At 40.8% G+C, this 20,456-nt stretch carries 22 protein-coding genes; 16 read left to right on the top strand and 6 right to left on the bottom strand.

Annotation, left to right across the window (positions count from 1 at the left end):
* Nucleotides 1-19 precede the first annotated feature (19 nt).
* The 4 genes from AB2B47_RS04710 to AB2B47_RS04695 are packed head-to-tail and all read right to left on the bottom strand — an operon-like array spanning nucleotide 20 to nucleotide 1,674.
* Nucleotides 20-559 carry a DUF3278 domain-containing protein gene (locus AB2B47_RS04710; protein WP_320693739.1) on the bottom strand — a complete coding sequence of 180 codons (540 nt, stop codon included), beginning with the start codon at nucleotides 557-559 and terminating at the stop codon, nucleotides 20-22.
* Nucleotides 560-585: 26 nt separating this feature from the next.
* On the bottom strand, nucleotides 586-912 hold the full coding sequence (locus AB2B47_RS04705; RefSeq protein WP_320693738.1) for a hypothetical protein: 327 nt from the start codon (nucleotides 910-912) through the stop codon (nucleotides 586-588).
* A 10-nt stretch (nucleotides 913-922) separates the two neighbouring features.
* Nucleotides 923-1,465, bottom strand: coding sequence for a DUF3278 domain-containing protein (locus AB2B47_RS04700; RefSeq protein WP_320693737.1), 543 nt, complete (start codon nucleotides 1,463-1,465; stop codon nucleotides 923-925).
* Nucleotides 1,466-1,479: 14 nt separating this feature from the next.
* Nucleotides 1,480-1,674, bottom strand: coding sequence for a helix-turn-helix transcriptional regulator (locus AB2B47_RS04695; protein WP_001082470.1), 195 nt, complete (start codon nucleotides 1,672-1,674; stop codon nucleotides 1,480-1,482).
* A 218-nt stretch (nucleotides 1,675-1,892) separates the two neighbouring features.
* On the opposite strand from AB2B47_RS04695, the gene AB2B47_RS04690 reads away from it, so the two are divergent.
* On the top strand, nucleotides 1,893-2,726 hold the full coding sequence (locus tag AB2B47_RS04690; RefSeq protein ID WP_320693736.1) for a metallophosphoesterase family protein: 834 nt from the start codon (nucleotides 1,893-1,895) through the stop codon (nucleotides 2,724-2,726).
* Nucleotides 2,727-2,789: 63 nt separating this feature from the next.
* On the opposite strand, the gene AB2B47_RS04685 is transcribed toward AB2B47_RS04690, so the two are convergent.
* The gene (locus tag AB2B47_RS04685) at nucleotides 2,790-3,599 is read right to left on the bottom strand and encodes an amino acid ABC transporter substrate-binding protein (RefSeq protein ID WP_320693735.1); all 810 of its coding nucleotides are present in this window, start codon (nucleotides 3,597-3,599) and stop codon (nucleotides 2,790-2,792) included.
* 231 nt (nucleotides 3,600-3,830) lie between these two features.
* Between AB2B47_RS04685 and AB2B47_RS04680 the strand changes: the two genes are divergently transcribed.
* From AB2B47_RS04680 to brnQ, 5 genes are all read left to right on the top strand, one after another.
* Nucleotides 3,831-4,436, top strand: a complete 606-nt coding sequence (locus tag AB2B47_RS04680; protein WP_320693734.1) for a nitroreductase family protein — start codon at nucleotides 3,831-3,833, stop codon at nucleotides 4,434-4,436.
* Nucleotides 4,437-4,445: 9 nt separating this feature from the next.
* On the top strand, nucleotides 4,446-5,846 hold the full coding sequence (gene pepV / locus AB2B47_RS04675; RefSeq protein ID WP_320693733.1) for a dipeptidase PepV: 1,401 nt from the start codon (nucleotides 4,446-4,448) through the stop codon (nucleotides 5,844-5,846).
* A 53-nt stretch (nucleotides 5,847-5,899) separates the two neighbouring features.
* Nucleotides 5,900-6,490: a uracil-DNA glycosylase family protein gene (locus tag AB2B47_RS04670; RefSeq protein ID WP_320693732.1), complete on the top strand. Its 591-nt coding sequence runs from the start codon at nucleotides 5,900-5,902 to the stop codon at nucleotides 6,488-6,490.
* Complete coding sequence (locus tag AB2B47_RS04665; RefSeq protein ID WP_006152169.1) at nucleotides 6,487-6,768, top strand: rhodanese-like domain-containing protein; 282 nt, start codon at nucleotides 6,487-6,489, stop codon at nucleotides 6,766-6,768. Before AB2B47_RS04670 ends, AB2B47_RS04665 begins: the two co-directional genes overlap by 4 nt.
* A gap of 164 nt (nucleotides 6,769-6,932) precedes the next feature.
* A complete protein-coding gene (gene brnQ / locus AB2B47_RS04660) occupies nucleotides 6,933-8,258 on the top strand; it encodes a branched-chain amino acid transport system II carrier protein (protein ID WP_006152071.1) in 1,326 nt (441 codons plus the stop codon).
* A 37-nt stretch (nucleotides 8,259-8,295) separates the two neighbouring features.
* On the opposite strand, the gene AB2B47_RS04655 is transcribed toward brnQ, so the two are convergent.
* A complete protein-coding gene (locus AB2B47_RS04655) occupies nucleotides 8,296-8,847 on the bottom strand; it encodes a DUF1307 domain-containing protein (RefSeq protein ID WP_320693821.1) in 552 nt (183 codons plus the stop codon).
* A 132-nt stretch (nucleotides 8,848-8,979) separates the two neighbouring features.
* On the opposite strand from AB2B47_RS04655, the gene AB2B47_RS04650 reads away from it, so the two are divergent.
* The 10 genes from AB2B47_RS04650 to AB2B47_RS04605 all read left to right on the top strand — a co-directional run bounded on the left by AB2B47_RS04650 (nucleotide 8,980) and on the right by AB2B47_RS04605 (nucleotide 20,438).
* Nucleotides 8,980-10,017, top strand: coding sequence for a M42 family metallopeptidase (locus AB2B47_RS04650; RefSeq protein ID WP_006151741.1), 1,038 nt, complete (start codon nucleotides 8,980-8,982; stop codon nucleotides 10,015-10,017).
* A 1-nt stretch (nucleotide 10,018) separates the two neighbouring features.
* Nucleotides 10,019-10,489, top strand: coding sequence for an HIT family protein (locus AB2B47_RS04645; protein ID WP_006151611.1), 471 nt, complete (start codon nucleotides 10,019-10,021; stop codon nucleotides 10,487-10,489).
* Between the two features lie 3 nt (nucleotides 10,490-10,492).
* Nucleotides 10,493-11,209 carry an LD-carboxypeptidase LdcB/DacB gene (gene ldcB / locus AB2B47_RS04640; RefSeq protein WP_320693731.1) on the top strand — a complete coding sequence of 239 codons (717 nt, stop codon included), beginning with the start codon at nucleotides 10,493-10,495 and terminating at the stop codon, nucleotides 11,207-11,209.
* A gap of 276 nt (nucleotides 11,210-11,485) precedes the next feature.
* Complete coding sequence (gene pheS / locus AB2B47_RS04635) at nucleotides 11,486-12,532, top strand: phenylalanine--tRNA ligase subunit alpha (RefSeq protein ID WP_006151624.1); 1,047 nt, start codon at nucleotides 11,486-11,488, stop codon at nucleotides 12,530-12,532.
* Entirely contained in the window at nucleotides 12,532-13,041 is a 510-nt protein-coding gene (locus AB2B47_RS04630) for a GNAT family N-acetyltransferase (RefSeq protein WP_006151998.1), read from the top strand. Before pheS ends, AB2B47_RS04630 begins: the two co-directional genes overlap by 1 nt.
* 76 nt (nucleotides 13,042-13,117) lie before the next feature.
* Nucleotides 13,118-15,523: a phenylalanine--tRNA ligase subunit beta gene (gene pheT / locus AB2B47_RS04625; RefSeq protein WP_006152266.1), complete on the top strand. Its 2,406-nt coding sequence runs from the start codon at nucleotides 13,118-13,120 to the stop codon at nucleotides 15,521-15,523.
* A gap of 195 nt (nucleotides 15,524-15,718) precedes the next feature.
* Nucleotides 15,719-16,612 (top strand): ABC transporter ATP-binding protein, encoded by an 894-nt coding sequence (locus tag AB2B47_RS04620; RefSeq protein ID WP_006152132.1) that lies wholly within the window; start codon nucleotides 15,719-15,721, stop codon nucleotides 16,610-16,612.
* Entirely contained in the window at nucleotides 16,609-17,808 is a 1,200-nt protein-coding gene (locus AB2B47_RS04615; protein WP_006151612.1) for an ABC transporter permease, read from the top strand. The genes AB2B47_RS04620 and AB2B47_RS04615 overlap by 4 nt, the downstream gene beginning before the upstream one ends.
* 176 nt (nucleotides 17,809-17,984) lie before the next feature.
* Entirely contained in the window at nucleotides 17,985-18,560 is a 576-nt protein-coding gene (rpoE, locus tag AB2B47_RS04610; protein WP_006152209.1) for a DNA-directed RNA polymerase subunit delta, read from the top strand.
* A gap of 270 nt (nucleotides 18,561-18,830) precedes the next feature.
* Entirely contained in the window at nucleotides 18,831-20,438 is a 1,608-nt protein-coding gene (locus AB2B47_RS04605) for a CTP synthase (RefSeq protein WP_006151568.1), read from the top strand.
* Nucleotides 20,439-20,456: the final 18 nt, after the last annotated feature.

Raw genomic sequence — 20,456 nt, 5'->3', positions numbered from 1 at the left:
CAATTAGATCAGCTTTCTCCTACTGTTCTTCATGTTCGGATAAAAAACAATAAGTCATAGTCCCAAAGATGGCTCCAATACTAAGACCAAAGACCAGTAAGGGGATCATTATCTCTGTTTGGATGATTTTTTCCAAGAATGTTGAAAGGGGTACCTGCTGAACGAAGAGTTTATGAAAGAGTAGCAGGGCAAATAAGCCAATCTCAATAATTATAAATACCAACCAACTACGAACTTTTATTTGGTGTTTGCTGTAAGTTTTGTAGATGATTTCTGATTTATCATCCTTTTCAAGATTCAGCTCTTTGACAGCTCTTTGGGCTTTTATACTCATGAACAAAATGAGTCCAAAATAGATGTAGGGCATAACCGATTGAACAATTTCTATAAAGCGTCCAAACAAAATATAGAACAGGAAGAGAAAGAAGGAAGAGTAAAAGATTTGGACCATGGAACGGGCGCAAGCCTTGTAGATAACCTCTTGACGGCATTCATCAAAGGGGCCTTGGATATGAAAGAAATTTCGAAGTAAGCGAGTTGTTAAATCTTCTTTTTGCATGGATAATTTCTCCTAAATGAACGATGTTACTTTGGTTCTTTTACGAATTGATAGAGATAATAAAGATAAGTGATAGAAGAAAGGGTAGCGATAGTGAATAGTAAATAATATTTCCAATCGCTTGAAATAACCGTCAGTTGTGGCAAGGATATAATCATAAAGCATAGTGCTAAGTTGAGTATGCGCGTTTTTTGGGAATCTATCTTTAGATAAGTCAGTCCTTTGTTGAGTGCTGGAACAAAGACAAGAACAAGGACTGTATCGTAGATGGGCAAGTTCCCTGAAATGATGATGAAGGCGAGTAGAGAACTGAACAAAAGATGATAGGTAAGTAACGTTACTAGTGATTTCATATGATTTCTCCTAATAGTCGTCTTGATCTTCCTTGGCTTTTCGAATGCGAAGCCAGACGACAAGTTGCATCATTAATCCGAAAAAGAAGGCTGCGAAAAGAATGGATGTGAAATGACCTAGATTGAAAAGAGAGGCGAAATAGTCCTTGCTATCATCTGTTAAGACATTGAGAAGTGGCATGCCAAAGAACATAAAGACTCCATAGATAAGTCCAGCTTTAAGACCAGGGTAGCGCAATTGTTTTTGTTCTTTCTGGCTCAACATATCAGGGTCGATAGCAGTAATACCTGTTTTTTTAGTTTGAGTGCTGACATAGATAGCACAAACCATAGAAATCAGAAAGATGATGATTGGATATCCAAATGCGACGATTTGTGGATATTTATAAGCAAGGACAAAGGGAATGAGATTGCCAAAAATCATGAGATAAAAGAGAACCATAAAGATTTTATTTCCGATGCGGTCAGCCTCACGTTGCTTGTGTTCATCAAGTGGTCCAGAAATACCATATGTGCGTTTGATCAGTTTTTCAGTGAAGGTTTCTTTTTTCATTTTTTCTCCTTTTGTTAAAAATCATCTTCCCAAAAAAGACTGTTGAGGTCTGTTTGGAGGCTACGAGCGAGATTGAGACAGAGTTCTAGAGTAGGATTGTACTTGTCATTCTCAATCATGTTGATGGTTTGTCTAGAGACACCGATATCCTTTGCAAGTTCGAGCTGGGATATGCCCAATTCCTTGCGGAATTCTTTCACACGATTCATTCTTCCTCCTTATTTGATTATGTCACATATATTTGACTATAGTATATCTTTTAAAAAATAAAATGTCAACTATTTTTGACATATTTTTAAAAGAATCTTGGTGATAATATTTCCATTATAAAATCTTCTAGCGATTTTATGCTATAATGAAGAAAAGTACAAAATTATAAGAGTGAATTGGATAGACTGAAAGCTATACACTAAAGAAAGAGCAGAAAATGAACCATAAGATTGCAATTTTATCAGACATTCATGGCAACACGACAGCCTTAGCTGGAGTGCTTGAGGACGCTAAAAATTTGGGAGCGACTGAATATTGGCTTCTGGGAGATATTTTTCTTCCTGGGCCGGGAGCAAATGACTTGGTGGCTCTTTTGAAAGACCTTCCCATTACAGCATCTGTTCGAGGCAACTGGGATGATTGTGTGTTAGAGGCTTTAGATGGGCAATATGGTTTAGAGGATCCCCAAGAAATTCAGCTTCTCAGGATGACTCAGTATCTGATGGAGCGTCTAAACCCAGAGCATATTGATTGGTTGAGAAATCTACCTATGGTAGCCAAAAAAGAAGTAGAAGGCTTACGCTTTTCTCTTTCACATAATTTACCTGAGAAAAATTATGGTGGTGATTTGCTGGTTGAAAATGATACCGAAAAATTTGACCAGTTACTTGATGAAACTACTGATGTAGCCGTCTATGGTCATGTTCACAAGCAGTTGCTTCGTTATGGGAGCCAAGGTCAACAAATCATCAATCCAGGTTCGATTGGTATGCCTTATTTTGACTGGGTAGGGCTGAAAAATCACCGTGCCCAGTATGCCTTACTTGAGGTTGAAAATGGTGAATTAGTCAATATCCAATTTCGAAAAGTTGCCTATGACTATGAAGCAGAGCTAGAATCAGCCAAGACCAAAGACCTTCCTTTTATCGAAATGTATGAAGAGTTGCGACGTGAGGACAACTATCAAGGCCATAATAGAGATTTGTTAGCTAGTTTAATTGAAAAGCATGGCTATGTAGAGGATGTCAAGAATTATTTTGATTTTTTGTAAGAGTTGCTTTAATTAACAGATACTAAATAAACGATTGGACGAGCCAATCGTTTATTTAGTATCTTATTGTAATTGAGATTTATCTGGTAGGTAAGAACCACCGAGATAAGTTTTGCTGAGTTTTTCAAGGGTTCCGTCTTGGTAGAGATCTTTGAGAACCTTGTCAAATTGTTCTTTAAATTCTTTTTGGTCGCTTGAGAAGATGATGTAGTTGTTTGGATTGTCATTGCTTTCCAAGTCGACTACGTTCAAGTCTAAACCTCGGTCTTGGATAATTTTTTGAACAGAGATTTTATCAAAGATTAGGAAATCAAATTCACCATTGGCGAGGTCAGTCAGACGCTTAGCCACATCCTCACCAGAGTATTGGATGGTGGCAGGATTGTCTGAGTGGCTTTGATTCCAGTCTGTAACAACCTTGGCAGTAGAAGTTCCAGTGTCATCCTGAGTAGTTTTACCAGCGATGTCTTGAAGAGAAGTAAGAGCCTTGTCTTTTCTGCTTACGAGAACCAAAGGATTTTTTGCGATAGGTAGGGAGTAGAGATATTTGTCGGCTCTTTCTTTGGTGAAGCTCAAGTTGTTGGCAGCAGCTTGGTAACGGCCTGCATCCAATCCAGGGAAGATACTCTCCCAAGCTGTTTTTTGAAATTCAATCTTGTATTGATCTAGTTTTTCATCGACTGCTTTTAAAACTTCAACATCATATCCAGTCAAATTACCATCTTTTTCAAAGTCAAAAGGAGGGATGTCTCCAGCAGTTGCTACGACAATGGTTTTAGGGCTAGCAGTGGAAGTTGAAGTACTATCTTGTTTGGCTTGTCGACAGGCGACCAACAAGGGACTAATGGCTAATAATAAGAATAATTTTTTCATGTGTGTCTCCTTTACTTAATGGTATCTAGCTTACCAGACAATCAATCAAATAGCCAATATATATTTTTTATGGAAGTGATAGAAAAATATTATAATTTTCAGTTAGAGTTTGTAATCTAAAATTTAAATCAGATAAGAAAAAGATAATTTAGGCCACAAATGAAAAATCTCTGCAAGCTCTTTCAGAATGTGGTAAAATGGAAGCAGTAGAAATAGAAAAGGAAATCAATTATGAAATTTCTTGAGTTAAATAAAAAACGTCATGCGACTAAGCATTTTATTGATAAACCGGTTGATCCCAAGGATGTTCGAACAGCTATTGAAATCGCAACCTTGGAACCGAGTGCTCACAACAGTCAGCCTTGGAAGTTTGTTGTGGTTCGCGAGAGAAATGCTGAACTAGCAAAATTGGCTTACGGTTCAAACTTTGAGCAAGTAGCATCTGCCCCTGTAACCATTGCCTTGTTTACAGACACTGACCTAGCTAAACGAGCTCGCAAGATTGCCCGTGTTGGTGGAGCAAAGAACTTCTCAGAAGAACAACTTCAGTACTTTATGAAAAATCTTCCAGCAGAGTTTGCGCGTTACAATGAACAACAAATCAGTGACTACCTAGCCCTTAATGCAGGATTGGTTGCGATGAACTTAGTCCTTGCATTGACTGACCAGGGAATCGGTTCAAACATTATCCTTGGTTTTGACAAATCAAAAGTCAATGAAGTCTTGGAAATCGAAGAACGCTTCCGTCCAGAACTTTTGATCACAGTAGGATACACAGACGAGAAGTTGGAACCAAGTTACCGCTTGCCAGTAGATGAAATTATCGAAAAAAGATAGGAAGTAAAAATGACAGTTATTGATTTTACAGCAGAAGTAGAAAAACGTAAAGAAGCCCTCTTGGCTGACTTGTTTAGCCTTTTGGAAATCAACTCAGAACGTGATGACAGTAAGGCAGACGCGGAGCACCCATTTGGACCTGGTCCGGTAAAAGCTTTGGAGAAATTCCTTGAAATCGCAGACCGTGATGGTTACCCAACAAAAAATGTCGACAACTATGCAGGACATTTTGAGTTTGGTGAAGGGGAAGAAGTTCTCGGTATCTTTGCCCACATGGACGTGGTGCCAGCAGGTAGCGGATGGGACACTGATCCTTATACTCCAACCATCAAGGATGGTCGTCTCTATGCGCGTGGTGCTTCAGATGATAAGGGACCTACCACTGCTTGTTACTATGGTTTGAAAATCATCAAAGAATTGGGACTTCCAACTTCTAAAAAAGTTCGCTTTATCGTCGGAACTGATGAAGAATCAGGTTGGGCAGACATGGACTACTACTTTGAGCATGTAGGACTTGCGAAGCCAGATTTTGGTTTCTCACCAGATGCTGAATTCCCAATTATCAATGGTGAAAAAGGAAATATCACTGAATATCTCCACTTTGCCGGTGAAAACAAGGGTGCAGCTCGTCTTCACAGCTTCACAGGTGGTTTGCGTGAAAACATGGTGCCAGAATCAGCAACGGCAGTTGTTTCAGGTGACTTGGCTGACTTGCAAGCGAAACTAGACGCATTTGTTGCAGAGCACAAGCTTAGAGGAGACATTCAAGAAGAGAATGGTAAGTACAAGGTTACGATTATCGGTAAATCTGCCCACGGTGCTATGCCTGCTTCAGGTGTCAATGGTGCAACTTATCTAGCCCTCTTCCTCAGCCAATTTGCCTTTGAAGGAGCTGCAAAAGACTTCCTTGACATTGCAGGTAAGATTCTCTTAAATGACCATGAAGGCAAAAACTTGAAAGTGGCTCATGTGGATGAAAAGATGGGTGCTCTTTCTATGAATGCTGGGGTCTTCCGCTTTGACGAAGCAAATGCTGACAATACCATTGCCCTTAACTTCCGTTATCCAAAAGGAACAAGTCCAGAGCAAATCAAGTCAGTTCTTGAAAGCTTGCCAGTTGCTTCAGTTAGCCTTTCTGAACATGGACACACACCTCACTATGTTCCAATGGAAGATCCGCTTGTCCAAATTTTGTTAAATGTTTATGAAAAACAAACAGGTCTTCAAGGGCATGAACAAGTTATTGGTGGCGGAACTTTCGGACGTCTCTTAGAGCGTGGTGTAGCCTATGGTGCTATGTTCCCAGACTCTATCGACACTATGCACCAAGCCAACGAATTTATCGCCTTGGACGATCTTTTCCGTGCAGCAGCCATCTACGCTGAAGCTATCTATGAATTGATCAAATAATGCTATAGAAGTCTGAGATTTTATGCTTAGACTTCTTTTTGGAGGGAGAGTAGATGTCTCAAATCGAAAGAATCAAACAAGCCATCATGGCTAATCCACAAAATCAACACTATACTGAGCAAGGAATCGAACCTCTCTTTGCAGCTCCAAAAACTGCTCGTATCAATATCATTGGGCAGGCACCTGGTCTCAAAACCCAAGAAGCAGGACTTTACTGGAAGGATAAAAGTGGAGACCGCTTGCGAGAGTGGTTGGGTGTGGATGAGGATACCTTTTACAAGTCAGGTTACTTTGCTGTCATGCCCATGGATTTCTATTTTCCAGGACATGGGAAATCTGGTGATCTACCGCCCAGACCTGGTTTTGCAGAAAAGTGGCACCCTAAAATTTTGAAAGAATTACCAGATATTCAGTTGACGCTTTTGATTGGGCAGTATGCTCAGGCTTACTATCTGCATGAGAAAGTCAGTGGCAAGGTAACAGACCGTGTGCATCGGTTTAAGGATTATTTGCCTGATTATTTCCCACTGGTACACCCGTCACCTCGGAACCAAATCTGGATGAAAAAAAATCCTTGGTTTGAAGCAGATGTTTTGCCTGACTTGAAAGAAAGAATTCAAAAAATTCTCGGAGAAGAAAAATGAAAGAAATTACTTTTAATGATTTTTACCAACTATACCAGAAAGAGTCGCTTTCTGTATTAGATGTGAGAGAAGTAGAGGAATTTGAGACTCTTCATTTAGAAGGCGCTCGTAATTTACCTCTCAGCCAATTAGCTGATACTTATAAACAACTAGATAAGGATAATCTTTACTACGTGATTTGTAAATCAGGAATGCGTTCAGCACGCGCTTGTCAATTTTTAGCAGAACAAGGATATGAGGTTATCAATGTCCAAGGTGGCATGGATGCCTTAGAATAAGAAAATCTCCCTTTAAGACCGAAAATAAGAAAGGTTTTAAAGGGAGTTTATTTACTCTAAAAATCAGAAAATTGAAAACATTTTAAAATTATTCCGAGATAGCCTTTTCAAGCCTTTAATCATGTTATACTAAGAAAGTATTTTATTTTATATAAGGAGAGTTTATGGCTAAAAAAGGTGCTTTAACAGGATTACTCCTGTTTGGAATATTTTTTGGTGCGGGTAATTTGATTTTCCCCCCTACTCTAGGTGCTCAATCTGGGGAACACTTTCTCCCTGCCATTGCAGGATTTGTACTTTCAGGTGTCGGACTTGCCGTCTTGACCTTGATCATCGGGACCTTAAATCCTAAGGGATATATCTATGAGATTTCTACAAAGATTTCCCCTTGGTTTGCAACGATTTATCTAGCAGTTTTGTACTTGTCGATTGGTCCATTCTTTGCCATTCCACGTACTGCAACAACTTCTTATGCAGTAGGGATTAGTCCACTCTTGGCAGATGCTGACAAAGGTCTAGGCTTGATTGTCTTTACCCTTATCTACTTTGTTGCAGCATACTTAATCGCGCTTAATCCTTCAAAAATTTTGGATCGTATCGGTCGTGTTTTGACACCAGTTTTTGCCCTCTTAATTATCATCTTGGTAATTCTTGGAGCCTTTAAATATGGTGGAAATGCACCGCAAGCAGCTACAGCAGCTTATCAAGCTTCAGCATTTGGAGCAGGATTCCTTGAAGGATATAATACTCTAGATGCTCTCGCATCTGTTGCCTTTAGTGTAATCGCTGTTGAAACCTTGAAACAACTTGGATTTTCGAGTAAGAAAGAGTACATCTCAACCATTTGGGTAGTCGGAATTGTCGTAGCGCTTGGCTTTAGTGCTCTATACATTGGTCTAGGTTTCCTTGGAAATCACTTCCCAATGACAGAAGAAGCGATGAAGGGTGGAACTCCAGGGGTTTATATCTTGTCACAAGCGACCCAAGAAATCTTTGGTTCAACAGCTCAATTATTCCTAGCAGCCATGGTAATAGTAACTTGCTTCACAACGACTGTAGGTTTGATTGTTTCAACTGCTGAATTCTTTAACGGACGTTTCCCACAACTTAGCTATAAGGTTTATGCGACTGTCTTTACCTTGATTGGTTTTGCAATTGCCAACCTTGGTCTTGATGCAATCATCAAATATTCTATCCCTGTCCTAGTTATCTTGTATCCAATTACCATTGTGATTGTTATGATTGTGATTGTGAACAAGTTTGTACCACTTTCAAAACCAGGCATGCAATTGACGATGGGTCTTGTTACAGCTATTGCCGTAGCTAGTGTCTTGGGAAGTTCATTTGAAGTGACCTTCCTTGCCAACATTGTGAATGCTCTACCATTTGCTAAGGCTTCATTGCCATGGTTAGTACCAGCGATCATTGGGATTTTACTTTCTCTTGTTCTTCCAAATAAGCAAAAGAGTGAAGCTTTTGAGATGGAATAAAAAAAATCTTGGCTTATGCCAAGGTTTTTTATTACTCTTAGTTCGTTTTTTCAGTATATCCAAGGTCCTCAAGCATCTTTTTAGTTTTTGAAAAACTCACTCGTTTTCCAGCTCCTGAATATTCATTAGGCATTGCTTTTTTCATCTCATCAAGATTGACTACAGTCATGTCAATGACCATGGTATGGATGACTTTTCCATCTTTGAATTCGATATTTTGTGTAACACCTTTGATTCCTTCATACCCTTTATAAGTTTTCACGATAAGTTCTTTAAGCTCATCAGCGCTCTTATTGAGTATTTCAGGTTCAAAAACATTATAAACTTCTTGTTTCATAACGTCATCACCCTCAACAGTATATGTCAAGGTAGAATGTCTTCCAGGATTACTGTCATGAACAAAGGTTACAGTTTTTGATTCAGCTTTCTTTTCTGTAGTTTCAGCCTCAGTTGTTTCAGCTTCAGTCGTTTTTACCTCAGTTGTCTCTGCTTTTGAGGAGTTAGAAGTTATTGATGATTGTTTAGAACATCCCAACAAGAATGCCAACGGTAAGGCTAAGAGAAGCGTCATTTTGAAATATCTGTTCATATTTTTTCCTTTCATCATAAGAACTTTTTTCATTATATCATAAAATACTTTCGCAATCAAAGTATATTCGTTTTTCCTTTTTACACATACTAAAATGGGAAAAGTGATATAATATTAGGAAGAGGTGAAGAAATGAATCAAACTGTAGAATATATCAAAGAACTAACTGCTATCGCATCGCCAACAGGTTTTACACGTGAAATTACGAATTATTTGGTTGAGACTCTTGAAAAACTAGGTTATCAACCAATCCGTACTGCCAAAGGTGGTGTCAACGTTACTGTCAAAGGTAAAAATGACGAGCAACAGCGTTATGTGACCGCCCATGTGGATACCTTGGGAGCTATCGTTCGCGCAGTTAAACCAGATGGTCGTCTTAAAATGGACCGTATCGGTGGTTATCCTTGGAATATGATTGAAGGCGAAAACTGTACGGTCCATGTAGCTAGTACAGGGAAAACTGTTTCAGGTACCATTTTGATCCACCAGACTTCTTGTCATGTATACAAGGATGCTGGAACTGCTGAACGCACGCAGGACAATATGGAAGTGCGTTTGGATGAAAAAGTGACCAATGAAAAAGAAACACGCGCACTTGGTATTGAGGTTGGTGACTTTATCAGCTTTGACCCACGAACTGTCGTAACTGAGACAGGCTTTATCAAATCGCGTCATTTGGATGATAAGGTCAGTGCAGCTATCCTTCTAAATCTCCTTAAAACCTATAAGGAAGAAGGGATTGAACTTCCTGTCACTACGCATTTTGCCTTCTCGGTCTTTGAAGAAGTGGGGCATGGTGCTAACTCAAGTATCCCAAGTCAAGTTGTCGAATATCTAGCAGTAGATATGGGAGCGATGGGAGATGACCAGCAGACGGATGAGTACACAGTGTCAATCTGTGTCAAAGATGCTTCAGGTCCTTATCACTACGAATTCCGTCAACATCTGGTTGCCTTGGCAAAAGAGCAGGACATTCCATTTAAACTAGATATCTATCCATTTTATGGTTCGGATGCTTCTGCAGCTATGTCAGCTGGAGCAGAAGTCAAACACGCTCTTCTAGGAGCGGGTATCGAGTCTAGTCACTCTTACGAGCGGACTCATATCGATTCTGTTCTTGCTACTGAGCGTATGGTAGACGCTTACCTCAAGAGTGAGTTGGTGGACTGATATGTGCTTGATTTGCCAACGAATTGAATTGATAAAGTCAGGGGATAATCCCTACTTTGTGAAAGAACTGGAAACAGGCTATGTTGTCATTGGAGACCACCAGTATTTTGAAGGCTACACTCTATTCCTAGCAAAAGAACATGTCACAGAATTACATCATATGGAAGCTCCAGTTAAACTTCGCTTTTTAGAAGAAATGAGTCTGGTTCAGGAAGCCGTCTCTAAGGCTTTTTCTGCTCAAAAGATGAATGTAGAGTTGTTGGGAAACGGTGATGCACATGCCCACTGGCATATTTTTCCGAGACGAGAGGGTGATATGAAGGGACATGGTCTTAATGGTCGTGGTCCAGTTTGGTGGGTTCCTTGGGAAGAAATGGTTGCTGAAGAATATCAGGTTAAGGGAAGCAAATTAGAAGGTTTGGTTGAAACCTTATCTAAAACTTTGGACCAAATGATAGAAATGAAAGGATAAACAATGAAAAAAAGATACCTTGTATTATCAGGATTGCTAGCATTGACATTGGCAGCTTGTTCGCAAGAAAAGCCAGCGACTTCAGAAACGCAGACTTCAACTGAAGAAAAAACCGTCCAAGAAGGGACTGTCGGTAGTAAATCTCAAGAAGCAAGCCAGAAAAAGGCAGAAGTAGTTAATAAAGGAGATTACTATAGCGTTCAAGGGAAGTACGATGAGATTATTATCGCTAATAAGCATTATCCCTTGTCTAAAGACTATAATCCTGGAGAAAATCCTACAGCAAAGGCAGAGTTGTTGAAGCTTATTGTTGCTATGCAGGAAGCAGGTTTCCCAATCAGCGACCACTATAGTGGTTTCAGAAGTTATGAAACTCAAACTCAACTTTATCAGGACTATGTCAACAAAGACGGAAAGGCAGAGGCTGACCGCTATTCTGCTCGACCTGGATATAGTGAACACCAAACTGGTCTAGCATTTGACCTTATCGGTACAGATGGAGATTTAGTGACAGAAGAAAAAGCTGCCCAATGGCTTTTAGATCATGCTGCAGACTATGGTTTTGTCGTTCGCTATCTCAAAGGTCAGGAAAAAGAAACAGGCTATATGGCTGAAGAATGGCACCTTCGCTACGTCGGAAAAGAAGCCAAAGAAATCGCAGCTAGTGGACTCAGCTTGGAAGAGTATTACGGCTTTGAAGGTGGGGACTATGTTGATTAGTCGCAAAATATCTTGCAAGAATGCTTGAAATTTGATAAAATGAATAATAATTAAATAGGAATCTGCAAGACTAGTATCTCAGGGGAAGTATATCAGGGAGGAGAGCCGTGACTGAAAGCTCTCTATATGAAAGCTGGGTGAATTCACTTGCCTATGGATTCAGAAATAAAGGTCTGACTTGTCAGATAAAAACGGATGGTACCGCGTGTCAACGCTCCGAGTGGAGTTTTTGGCATGTGGTTTTCTTTTTATCTACGAGAGACTGATGGAGGAATTATGTCAACTATTGAAGAACAATTAAAAGCGCTTCGTGAAGAAACGCTAGCTAGCCTGAAGCAGATTTCTGCTGAAAATGAAAAAGAGCTGCAAGAATTGCGCGTCTCTGTCCTTGGTAAAAAAGGATCACTGACTGAAATTCTTAAAGGGATGAAAGACGTTTCTGCAGAAATGCGTCCAATTATCGGAAAACACGTCAATGAAGCTCGTGATGTTTTGACAGCTGCACTTGAAGAATCAGCTAAGCTCTTGGAAGAAAAGAAAGTTGAAGCTCAACTAGCAAGTGAGAGCATTGATGTTACGCTTCCAGGTCGCCCAGTTGCGACTGGTCACCGTCACGTCCTTACACAGACTAGTGAAGAAATTGAAGATATCTTCATCGGGATGGGTTACCAAGTCGTGGATGGATTTGAAGTTGAAAAAGACTATTACAACTTCGAGCGTATGAACCTTCCAAAAGACCACCCAGCTCGTGATATGCAGGACACTTTCTATATCACAGAAGAAATCTTGCTCCGTACTCACACATCTCCTGTTCAGGCGCGTGCTATGGATGCCCATGATTTTTCTAAAGGTCCTTTGAAGATGATTTCGCCAGGGCGTGTCTTCCGTCGTGATACGGACGATGCAACTCACAGTCACCAATTCCACCAAATCGAAGGGTTGGTTGTTGGGAAAAACATCTCTATGGCTGACCTTCAAGGAACGCTTCAGTTGATTGTGCAAAAAATGTTTGGTGAAGAGCGTCAGATCCGTCTGCGTCCATCTTATTTCCCATTTACGGAACCTTCTGTTGAGGTCGATGTTTCCTGCTTCAAATGTGGAGGAGACGGCTGTAACGTATGTAAGAAAACAGGTTGGATCGAGATTATGGGTGCCGGTATGGTTCACCCACGTGTCCTTGAGATGAGTGGTATCGATGCGACTGTTTACTCTGGCTTTGCCTTTGGTCTTGGGCAAGAGCGTGTAGCTATGCTTCGTTACGGAATCAACGATATCCGTGGATTCTACCAAGGCGATGTCCGCTTCTCAGAACAGTTTAAATAATGATTAGAAAAGTAGAAATAGCAGATGTTGAGGTGTTAGCAAAAATTGCCAAACAAACCTTTCGTGAAACATTTGCTCAAGGTAATACGGAAGAGCAGTTACAGGAATACTTTGAAGAGGCTTATAATCTGAGAGTTTTGTCAACTGAGTTGGAAGATCCTGACTCCGAAACCTATTTCATTATGCATGAAGAGGAGATAGCTGGTTTTCTCAAAGTCAACTGGGGAAATGCTCAAACCGAGAGAGAATTAGAGAACGCTTTTGAAATTCAACGCCTCTACGTACTACAAACATATCAAGGATTTGGACTTGGTAAGCAACTATTTGAATTCGCTCTGGAACATGCCGAAAAAAATGGTTTTTCCTGGGCTTGGCTAGGTGTTTGGGAGCATAATACAAAAGCTCAAGCATTTTATAATCGATATGGTTTTGAAAAATTTAGTCAACATCGTTTTATGGTTGGGCAAAAGGTAGATACGGATTGGTTACTGAAAAAGAAATTAAGGTAAGAAGATGATTCTTCTAATGAAATGATAGGAAAGGAAAAAAACTAGAGTGGCAACTGTCATTCTGGAGAATTAAATTATGCTTGTATCTTATAAATGGTTAAAAGAATTGGTGGACATTGATGTACCATCACAAGAGTTGGCTGAAAAAATGTCAACCACAGGGATCGAAGTAGAAGGTGTGGAATCACCTGCTGCTGGCCTCTCAAAAATTGTCGTCGGTGAAGTCTTGTCTTGTGAAGATGTGCCCGAAACACACTTGCATGTCTGCCAAGTCAATGTGGGTGAAGAAGAAGCCCGTCAAATCGTCTGTGGAGCACCAAATGTGCGCGCAGGCATCAAGGTTATGGTGGCTCTTCCGGGAGCTCGCATTGCGGACAACTACAAGATTAAAAAAGGGAAAATCCGTGGCTTAGAGTCACTCGGGATGATCTGTTCACTTGGTGAATTAGGCATTTCTGACTCCGTTGTACCAAAGGAATTTGCAGATGGCATCCAAATCTTGCCAGATGATGCCGTTCCAGGTGAGGAAGTATTCTCTTATCTCGACTTGGATGATGAAATCATCGAACTTTCTATCACTCCAAACCGTGCAGACGCTCTCTCTATGCGTGGGGTAGCTCACGAAGTAGCAGCTATCTACGACAAGGCAGTCAATTTTAAAGAATTTACTTTAACAGAAACTGACCAAGTTGCAGCGGATGCTCTTTCTGTCAGCATTGATACAGACAAGGCTCCTTACTATGCAGCTCGTATCTTGGACAATGTGACCATCGCACCAAGTCCACAATGGTTGCAAAACCTCCTCATGAACGAAGGCATTCGTCCCATTAATAATGTCGTCGACGTGACCAACTATATCTTGCTTTACTTTGGTCAGCCTATGCATGCCTTTGACTTAGATACCTTTGAAGGAAATGACATCCGTGTGCGTGAAGCACGTGCTGGTGAGAAATTAGTGACCTTGGATGGGGAAGAGCGTGAGTTGGAAACAACTGATTTAGTGATTACTGTTGCTGACAAACCAGTAGCCCTTGCAGGTGTCATGGGTGGACAAGCTACAGAAATCTCTGAAAAGTCTACTCGTGTCGTCCTTGAAGCTGCTGTCTTCAATGGCAAATCTATCCGTAAGACAAGTGGTCGTCTCAACCTACGCTCTGAATCATCTTCACGCTTTGAAAAAGGGATCAATGTGGCAACTGTTAATGAAGCCCTTGATGCAGCAGCAAGCATGATTGCGGAATTGGCTGGTGCGACAGTGCGTAAGGGAATCGTTTCAGCAGGCCAGTTGGATACATCTAATGTAGAAATTTCTTCTACTCTTGCAGACGTGAACCGTGTCCTTGGTACTGAACTTTCCTACGCGGATGTAGAGGATGTCTTCCGTCGTCTTGGATTTGGCCTTTCTGGAAATGCAGAAGCCTTCACAGTTAGCGTTCCACGTCGCCGTTGGGATATCACTATCGAAGCGGACCTCTTTGAAGAAATCGCCCGAATTTATGGTTATGACCGCTTGCCAACCAGTCTTCCAAAAGATGATGGGACAGCCGGTGAATTAACAGCTACACAAAAGCTTCGCCGTCAAGTTCGTACCATTGCAGAAGGTGCTGGATTGACAGAAATCATCACCTATGCACTGACAACTCCTGAAAAAGCGGTTGAGTTTACCATTCAACCAAGTCATTTGACAGAATTGATGTGGCCAATGACTGTGGACCGTTCGGTCCTTCGTCAAAATATGGTTTCAGGTATTTTAGATACAGTTGCCTACAACGTAGCGCGTAAGAATAAAAACTTGGCTCTTTATGAGATTGGAAAAGTCTTCGAGCAGACGGGTAATCCAAAAGAAGACTTGCCAAATGAAATCAACAGCTTTGCTTTTGCTTTGACTGGTTTAGTCGCTGAAAAAGACTTCCAAACAGCAGCTGTTCCTGTTGACTTCTTCTATGCTAAGGGAATCCTTGAAGCACTCTTTACTCGTTTGGGTCTTGAAGTGACTTATGCAGCAACGCAAGAGATTAAGAGTCTTCACCCAGGACGTACAGCTTTGATCTCACTCGGTGATCAAGTAGTCGGTTTCCTCGGTCAAGTGCACCCTGTGACGGCTAAGGCTTACGATATTCCAGAGACTTATGTAGCTGAGCTTAACCTTTCAGCTATTGAGGCAGCCCTTCAACCAGCAGCAGCCTTTGTGGAAATTACTAAATTCCCAGCAGTCAGCCGTGATATCGCCCTCCTCCTCAAGGCAGAAGTGACTCACCAAGAGGTGGTTGATGCCATCCAAGCTGCGGGAGTGAAACGTTTGACAGACATCAAACTCTTTGACGTCTTCTCAGGTGAAAAACTAGGAGTTGGGATGAAGTCCATGGCCTATAGCTTGACTTTCCAAAATCCAGAAGATAGCTTGACAGACGAAGAAGTCGCACGCTACATGGAAAAAATCCAAGCTTCTCTCGAAGAAAAAGTCAATGCAGAAGTGCGTTAATAGTCTAAAATCCATCCTGAGGATGGATTTTTTTGTCTTTGTAAATGCCGAATATTGGAAAGAAAAATGAAGTTGAATCTTCTTCGTTTTAATATAAAAAATGCCCAGTAAATTCTACTAATAAAAATGTACATAAATCCTTGTAATGACTAAAAAAAGGAGTATAATGAGAGTAAGATTAGTAGGAGGTGGATTATGTTAGAAGTCCGCAATCTTGAAAAAAGTTTTGGTCCCAAACAAGTCTTGTTTGGCGTTGATTTTCAAGCTCAGCCTGGAAGAATTTTAGGTCTAGTTGGAAAAAATGGAGCAGGGAAAACAACCATTTTTCATAGTATTTTGAAATTTTTAGATTATCAGGGAGAAATTCAGTTTGATGGCCAGGAAATTCGTCAAGAAACCTATGCTCGGATTGGCTATCTACCCGAGGAACGTAGTCTCATGCCTAAGTTGACAGTTCTAGAGCAGGTTCGTTACCTAGCCATGTTAAAAGGCATGGATGCAAAAGAAATCAAAGAAAAACTCCCTCAATGGATGGAGAGGCTGGAAGTCAAGGGGAAATTGACAGACAAGATTAAGAGTCTCTCAAAAGGGAATCAACAGAAGATTCAGCTGATCATTACTTTAATGCATGAACCAGATCTGATCATTCTAGATGAACCTTTTAGTGGACTGGATCCAGTCAATACTGAATTGCTCAAGCAGGTCATCCTGAAAGAAAAAGAACGTGGTGCAACCATTATCTTTTCAGACCACGTCATGACCAATGTCGAAGAGCTATGTGATGATATCCTTATGATTCGTGATGGGCGTGTCGTCTTGCATGGACCGGTCCAAGATGTTCGCAATCAATACGGCAAAACGCGACTCTTTGTTGCAAGTGAAAAGAGTCAGGAAGACTTGGAAAAACTCCCACATGTCATTCATGCTAGCTTGACCAAGCAGGGGATTTGGAAGCTCATCCTAGATGATGAAAATGCAGGACAGGAGCTTTTTGCTATCTTGACTAAAGGACACTATATCGCGACCTTTGACCAGCAAGCTCCGACAATTGATGAAATCTTTAAACTAGAATCAGGGGTGGAAGTATGAGAAATATGTTGGTTGTAATCAAAGAAACTTATCTACGTCATGTCAAATCCTGGAGTTTCTTCTTTATGGTAATCTCGCCTTTCCTCTTTATCGGCTTGTCTGGCGGAATTGGCTATCTCCAAGGTTCCTCTCTGGCTCAGAATAATAAGGTGGCAGTAGTTAGTTCGGTACCTGCTGTAACAGAGAGTCTTAAATCGACCAATGGCATTAATTTTGACTATAAGGATGAAGCAAGCGCCCAAGAAGCTGTCAAGGATGAAAAAATCAAGGGCTATCTAACGATTGATCAAGAAGGTAGTGTTCTCAAGGCAGTCTATCACGGTGAAACTTCACTTGAAAGTGGTATAAAGTTAGCTGTGACAACTAAGTTAAATGAGCTCCAATACCAACTCAATCGTTCGGAGGCACATTTATCTCAGGAACAGGAACAGCACTTGGCACAAACGATTCAATTCTCAGAGCAGATTGATGAATCTAAGGAAAGTAAAAAGATGGTCCAAACCTTTGCGGCGGCAGGACTAGGCTTCTTCCTCTATATGATCTTGATTACTTATGCCAGTGTCACTGCTCAAGAGGTAGCCAGTGAAAAAGGGACAAAAATTATGGAAGTGGTCTTCTCAAGTATTCGTGCTAGTCACTACTTTTATGCACGTATGATTGCCTTACTTCTTGTCATTTTGACTCATATTGGTATTTATGTTGTAGGCGGACTTGGAGCTATCTTATTCTTTAAGGATATGCCTTTCTTGGCTAATTCAGGTATTCTAAGTCATTTGGGAGAAGCTTTTTCGGTCAATACCTTGTTGTTTGTATTGGTCAGTCTCTTTATGTATGTGGTCTTGGCTGCCTTCTTAGGTTCTATGGTTTCTCGACCTGAAGACTCTGGTAAGGCCTTGTCCCCTTTAATGCTCTTAATTATGGTAGGTTTTATAGGGGTAACCGCCTTAGGAGCTTCTGGGGATAATTTGATCTTGAAGATTGGTTCTTATATTCCATTCATCTCAACCTTCTTTATGCCTTTCAGGGCTATTAATGGTTATGCAAATAGCATAGAGGCTTGGATTTCTCTTGCGATAACAGTTGTATTTGCCGTGACTGCAACCGCCTTTATCGGACGTATGTATGCTAGCCTAGTCCTCCAAACAGATGATTTAGGTATCTGGAAAACCTTTAAACGAGCTTTAAGCTATAAATAAAGTAAGGGACCTGTGAGTGTATCTCCCAGGTCTTTTCATTCGCTGAAATATTTCACATTATTTCTTCTAAACCTTTGACTAATAAAGAAAATTATCGTACAATAAAGAGTACGTGATAAAATGAGACCAGAGTTTATATACTCTGGCGTTAGTAGTAAAAAAAGAGGAGAAACGCTTTGGAATTAGAAGTATTTGCTGGGCAAGAAAAAAGTGAACTATCTATGATTGAGGTGGCTCGTGCCATCTTGGAACAACGTGGTCGCGATCACGAAATGCATTTTAGCGATTTGGTCAATGAAATCCAAAACTATCTTGGTACCTCTAATAGTGATATTCGCGAAGCACTACCTTTGTTCTATACAGAGTTGAACTTTGATGGTAGCTTCATCTCTCTTGGAGATAACAAATGGGGCCTTCGTTCATGGTATGGAGTTGATGAAATTGACGAAGAAATCATTGCTCTTGAAGAAAGTGACGATGAAGAAGTAGCACCTAAGGCTAAGAAAAAACGTGTTAATGCCTTTATGGATGGAGATACGGATGCCATTGATTATGGTGCAGATGATCCAGAGGATGAGGATGCCTACGAAGAAGATCCAGCTCTTTCTTATGATGATGAAAATCCAGATGATGAAAAGAACGAAGTAGAAGCCTACGACGCTGAAATCAACGAAATCGCACCAGATGATCTTGGGGAAGATGTCGAACTCGTTGAAGAAGATGACGAAGATTCTGAGGAAGAAGAAGAATAATACCAAACAACAAGGAAATTCCCTTGTTGTTTTTCTTTTCTGCAGTAGAACTATAAATCTAGTAAAGAATGACATTTGACAAATGAGCTAAATTGAGGTAAGATATTGTTCGGGCACCTCTTTTTGAGGTCGGGGCTTCCTAGTTACTAGGGAGCTATTTTTGTTTTTCCAGGGGAATTATCATCCTGGATTGTGGTTATCGGTGAAGGTCTTGTTTTCTTAGTCCCCCTCTAGTGAACAAGATCTTGAGCATTTTAGAAAGAGGAATCTATGTCTACGAAATATATTTTTGTAACTGGTGGTGTGGTGTCATCTATTGGGAAAGGTATCGTTGCAGCGAGCCTTGGGCGCCTTTTGAAAAATCGTGGTTTGAAGGTAACCATCCAAAAATTTGACCCTTATATCAATATTGATCCAGGAACCATGAGTCCTTACCAGCACGGGGAAGTCTTTGTAACAGATGATGGGGCTGAGACAGATTTGGACTTGGGTCACTATGAACGTTTTATTGATATCAATCTCAATAAATACTCAAATGTGACAACTGGTAAAATCTACAGCGAAGTTCTGCGTAAAGAACGTCGTGGGGAGTACCTCGGTGCAACTGTCCAAGTCATTCCTCATATTACAGATGCCTTGAAAGAAAAAATCAAGCGTGCCGCCCTAACGACTGACTCTGATGTTATTATTACAGAGGTTGGGGGAACAGTTGGAGATATTGAGTCCCTTCCATTCCTAGAGGCGCTTCGTCAGATGAAGTCTGATGTCGGAGCAGAAAATGTCATGTATATCCATACAACCTTGCTTCCTTACCTCAAGGCGGCTGGAGAAATGAAGACCAAGCCGACTCAACACTCTGTCAAAGAATTGCGTGGTTTGGGAATCCAGCCAAATATGTTAGTCATTCGTACAGAAAAACCAGCAGGACAAGGGATTAAAAACAAACTAGCCCAGTTCTGTGATGTGGCACCAGAAGCAGTTATCGAGTCCTTAGACGTAGATCATCTTTACCAAATTCCGCTTAATCTGCAAGCTCAAGGCATGGATCAAATCGTCTGTGACCATTTGAAGATTGATGCACCGGCAGCAGATATGACAGAGTGGTCAGCTATGGTTGATAAGGTTATGAATCTAAAAAAACAAGTCAAAATTGCTCTTGTTGGTAAGTATGTCGAGCTGCAAGATGCCTACATTTCTGTCGTAGAGGCCTTGAAACACTCTGGTTATGCCAATGATACAGAAGTGAAGATTGATTGGGTCAATGCTAACGATGTGACAGCTGACAATGTGGCAGAACTATTAGATGACGCTGATGGAATTATCGTTCCAGGTGGTTTTGGTCAACGTGGGACAGAAGGTAAGATTCAAGCGATTCGCTATGCTCGAGAAAATGATGTACCAATGCTTGGGGTTTGCTTGGGAATGCAATTGACTTGTATCGAGTTTGCCCGTCATGTTTTGGGACTTGAAGGAGCTAATTCAGCAGAGCTTGATCCTGATACAAAATATCCAATCATCGATATCATGCGTGATCAGATTGATGTTGAGGACATGGGGGGAACCCTTCGTTTGGGACTTTATCCTTCTAAGTTGAAACGTGGTTCTAAGGCGGCGGCAGCTTATCATAACAAAGAAGTGGTCCAACGTCGCCACCGCCACCGTTATGAGTTTAATAATACCTTTCGTGAGCAGTTTGAAGGGGCAGGATTTGTCTTCTCAGGTGTTTCACCAGACAATCGCTTGGTCGAAATTGTTGAAATCCCAGAAAACAAATTCTTTGTGGCTTGTCAGTACCATCCAGAACTTTCAAGTCGTCCAAATCGTCCAGAAGAACTTTACACTGCTTTTGTAACAGCAGCTGTTGAAAATAGTAAATAGTAGAATAAACCTTTGAGA

Origin of the sequence: Streptococcus wuxiensis, assembly GCF_040888245.1 — a bacterium.
In the GTDB taxonomy this organism is placed as follows: Bacteria; Bacillota; Bacilli; order Lactobacillales; family Streptococcaceae; genus Streptococcus; species Streptococcus wuxiensis.
The sequence above is the reverse complement of the archived record's forward strand: the minus strand, read 5'-3'. Positions and strand labels throughout refer to the sequence as shown.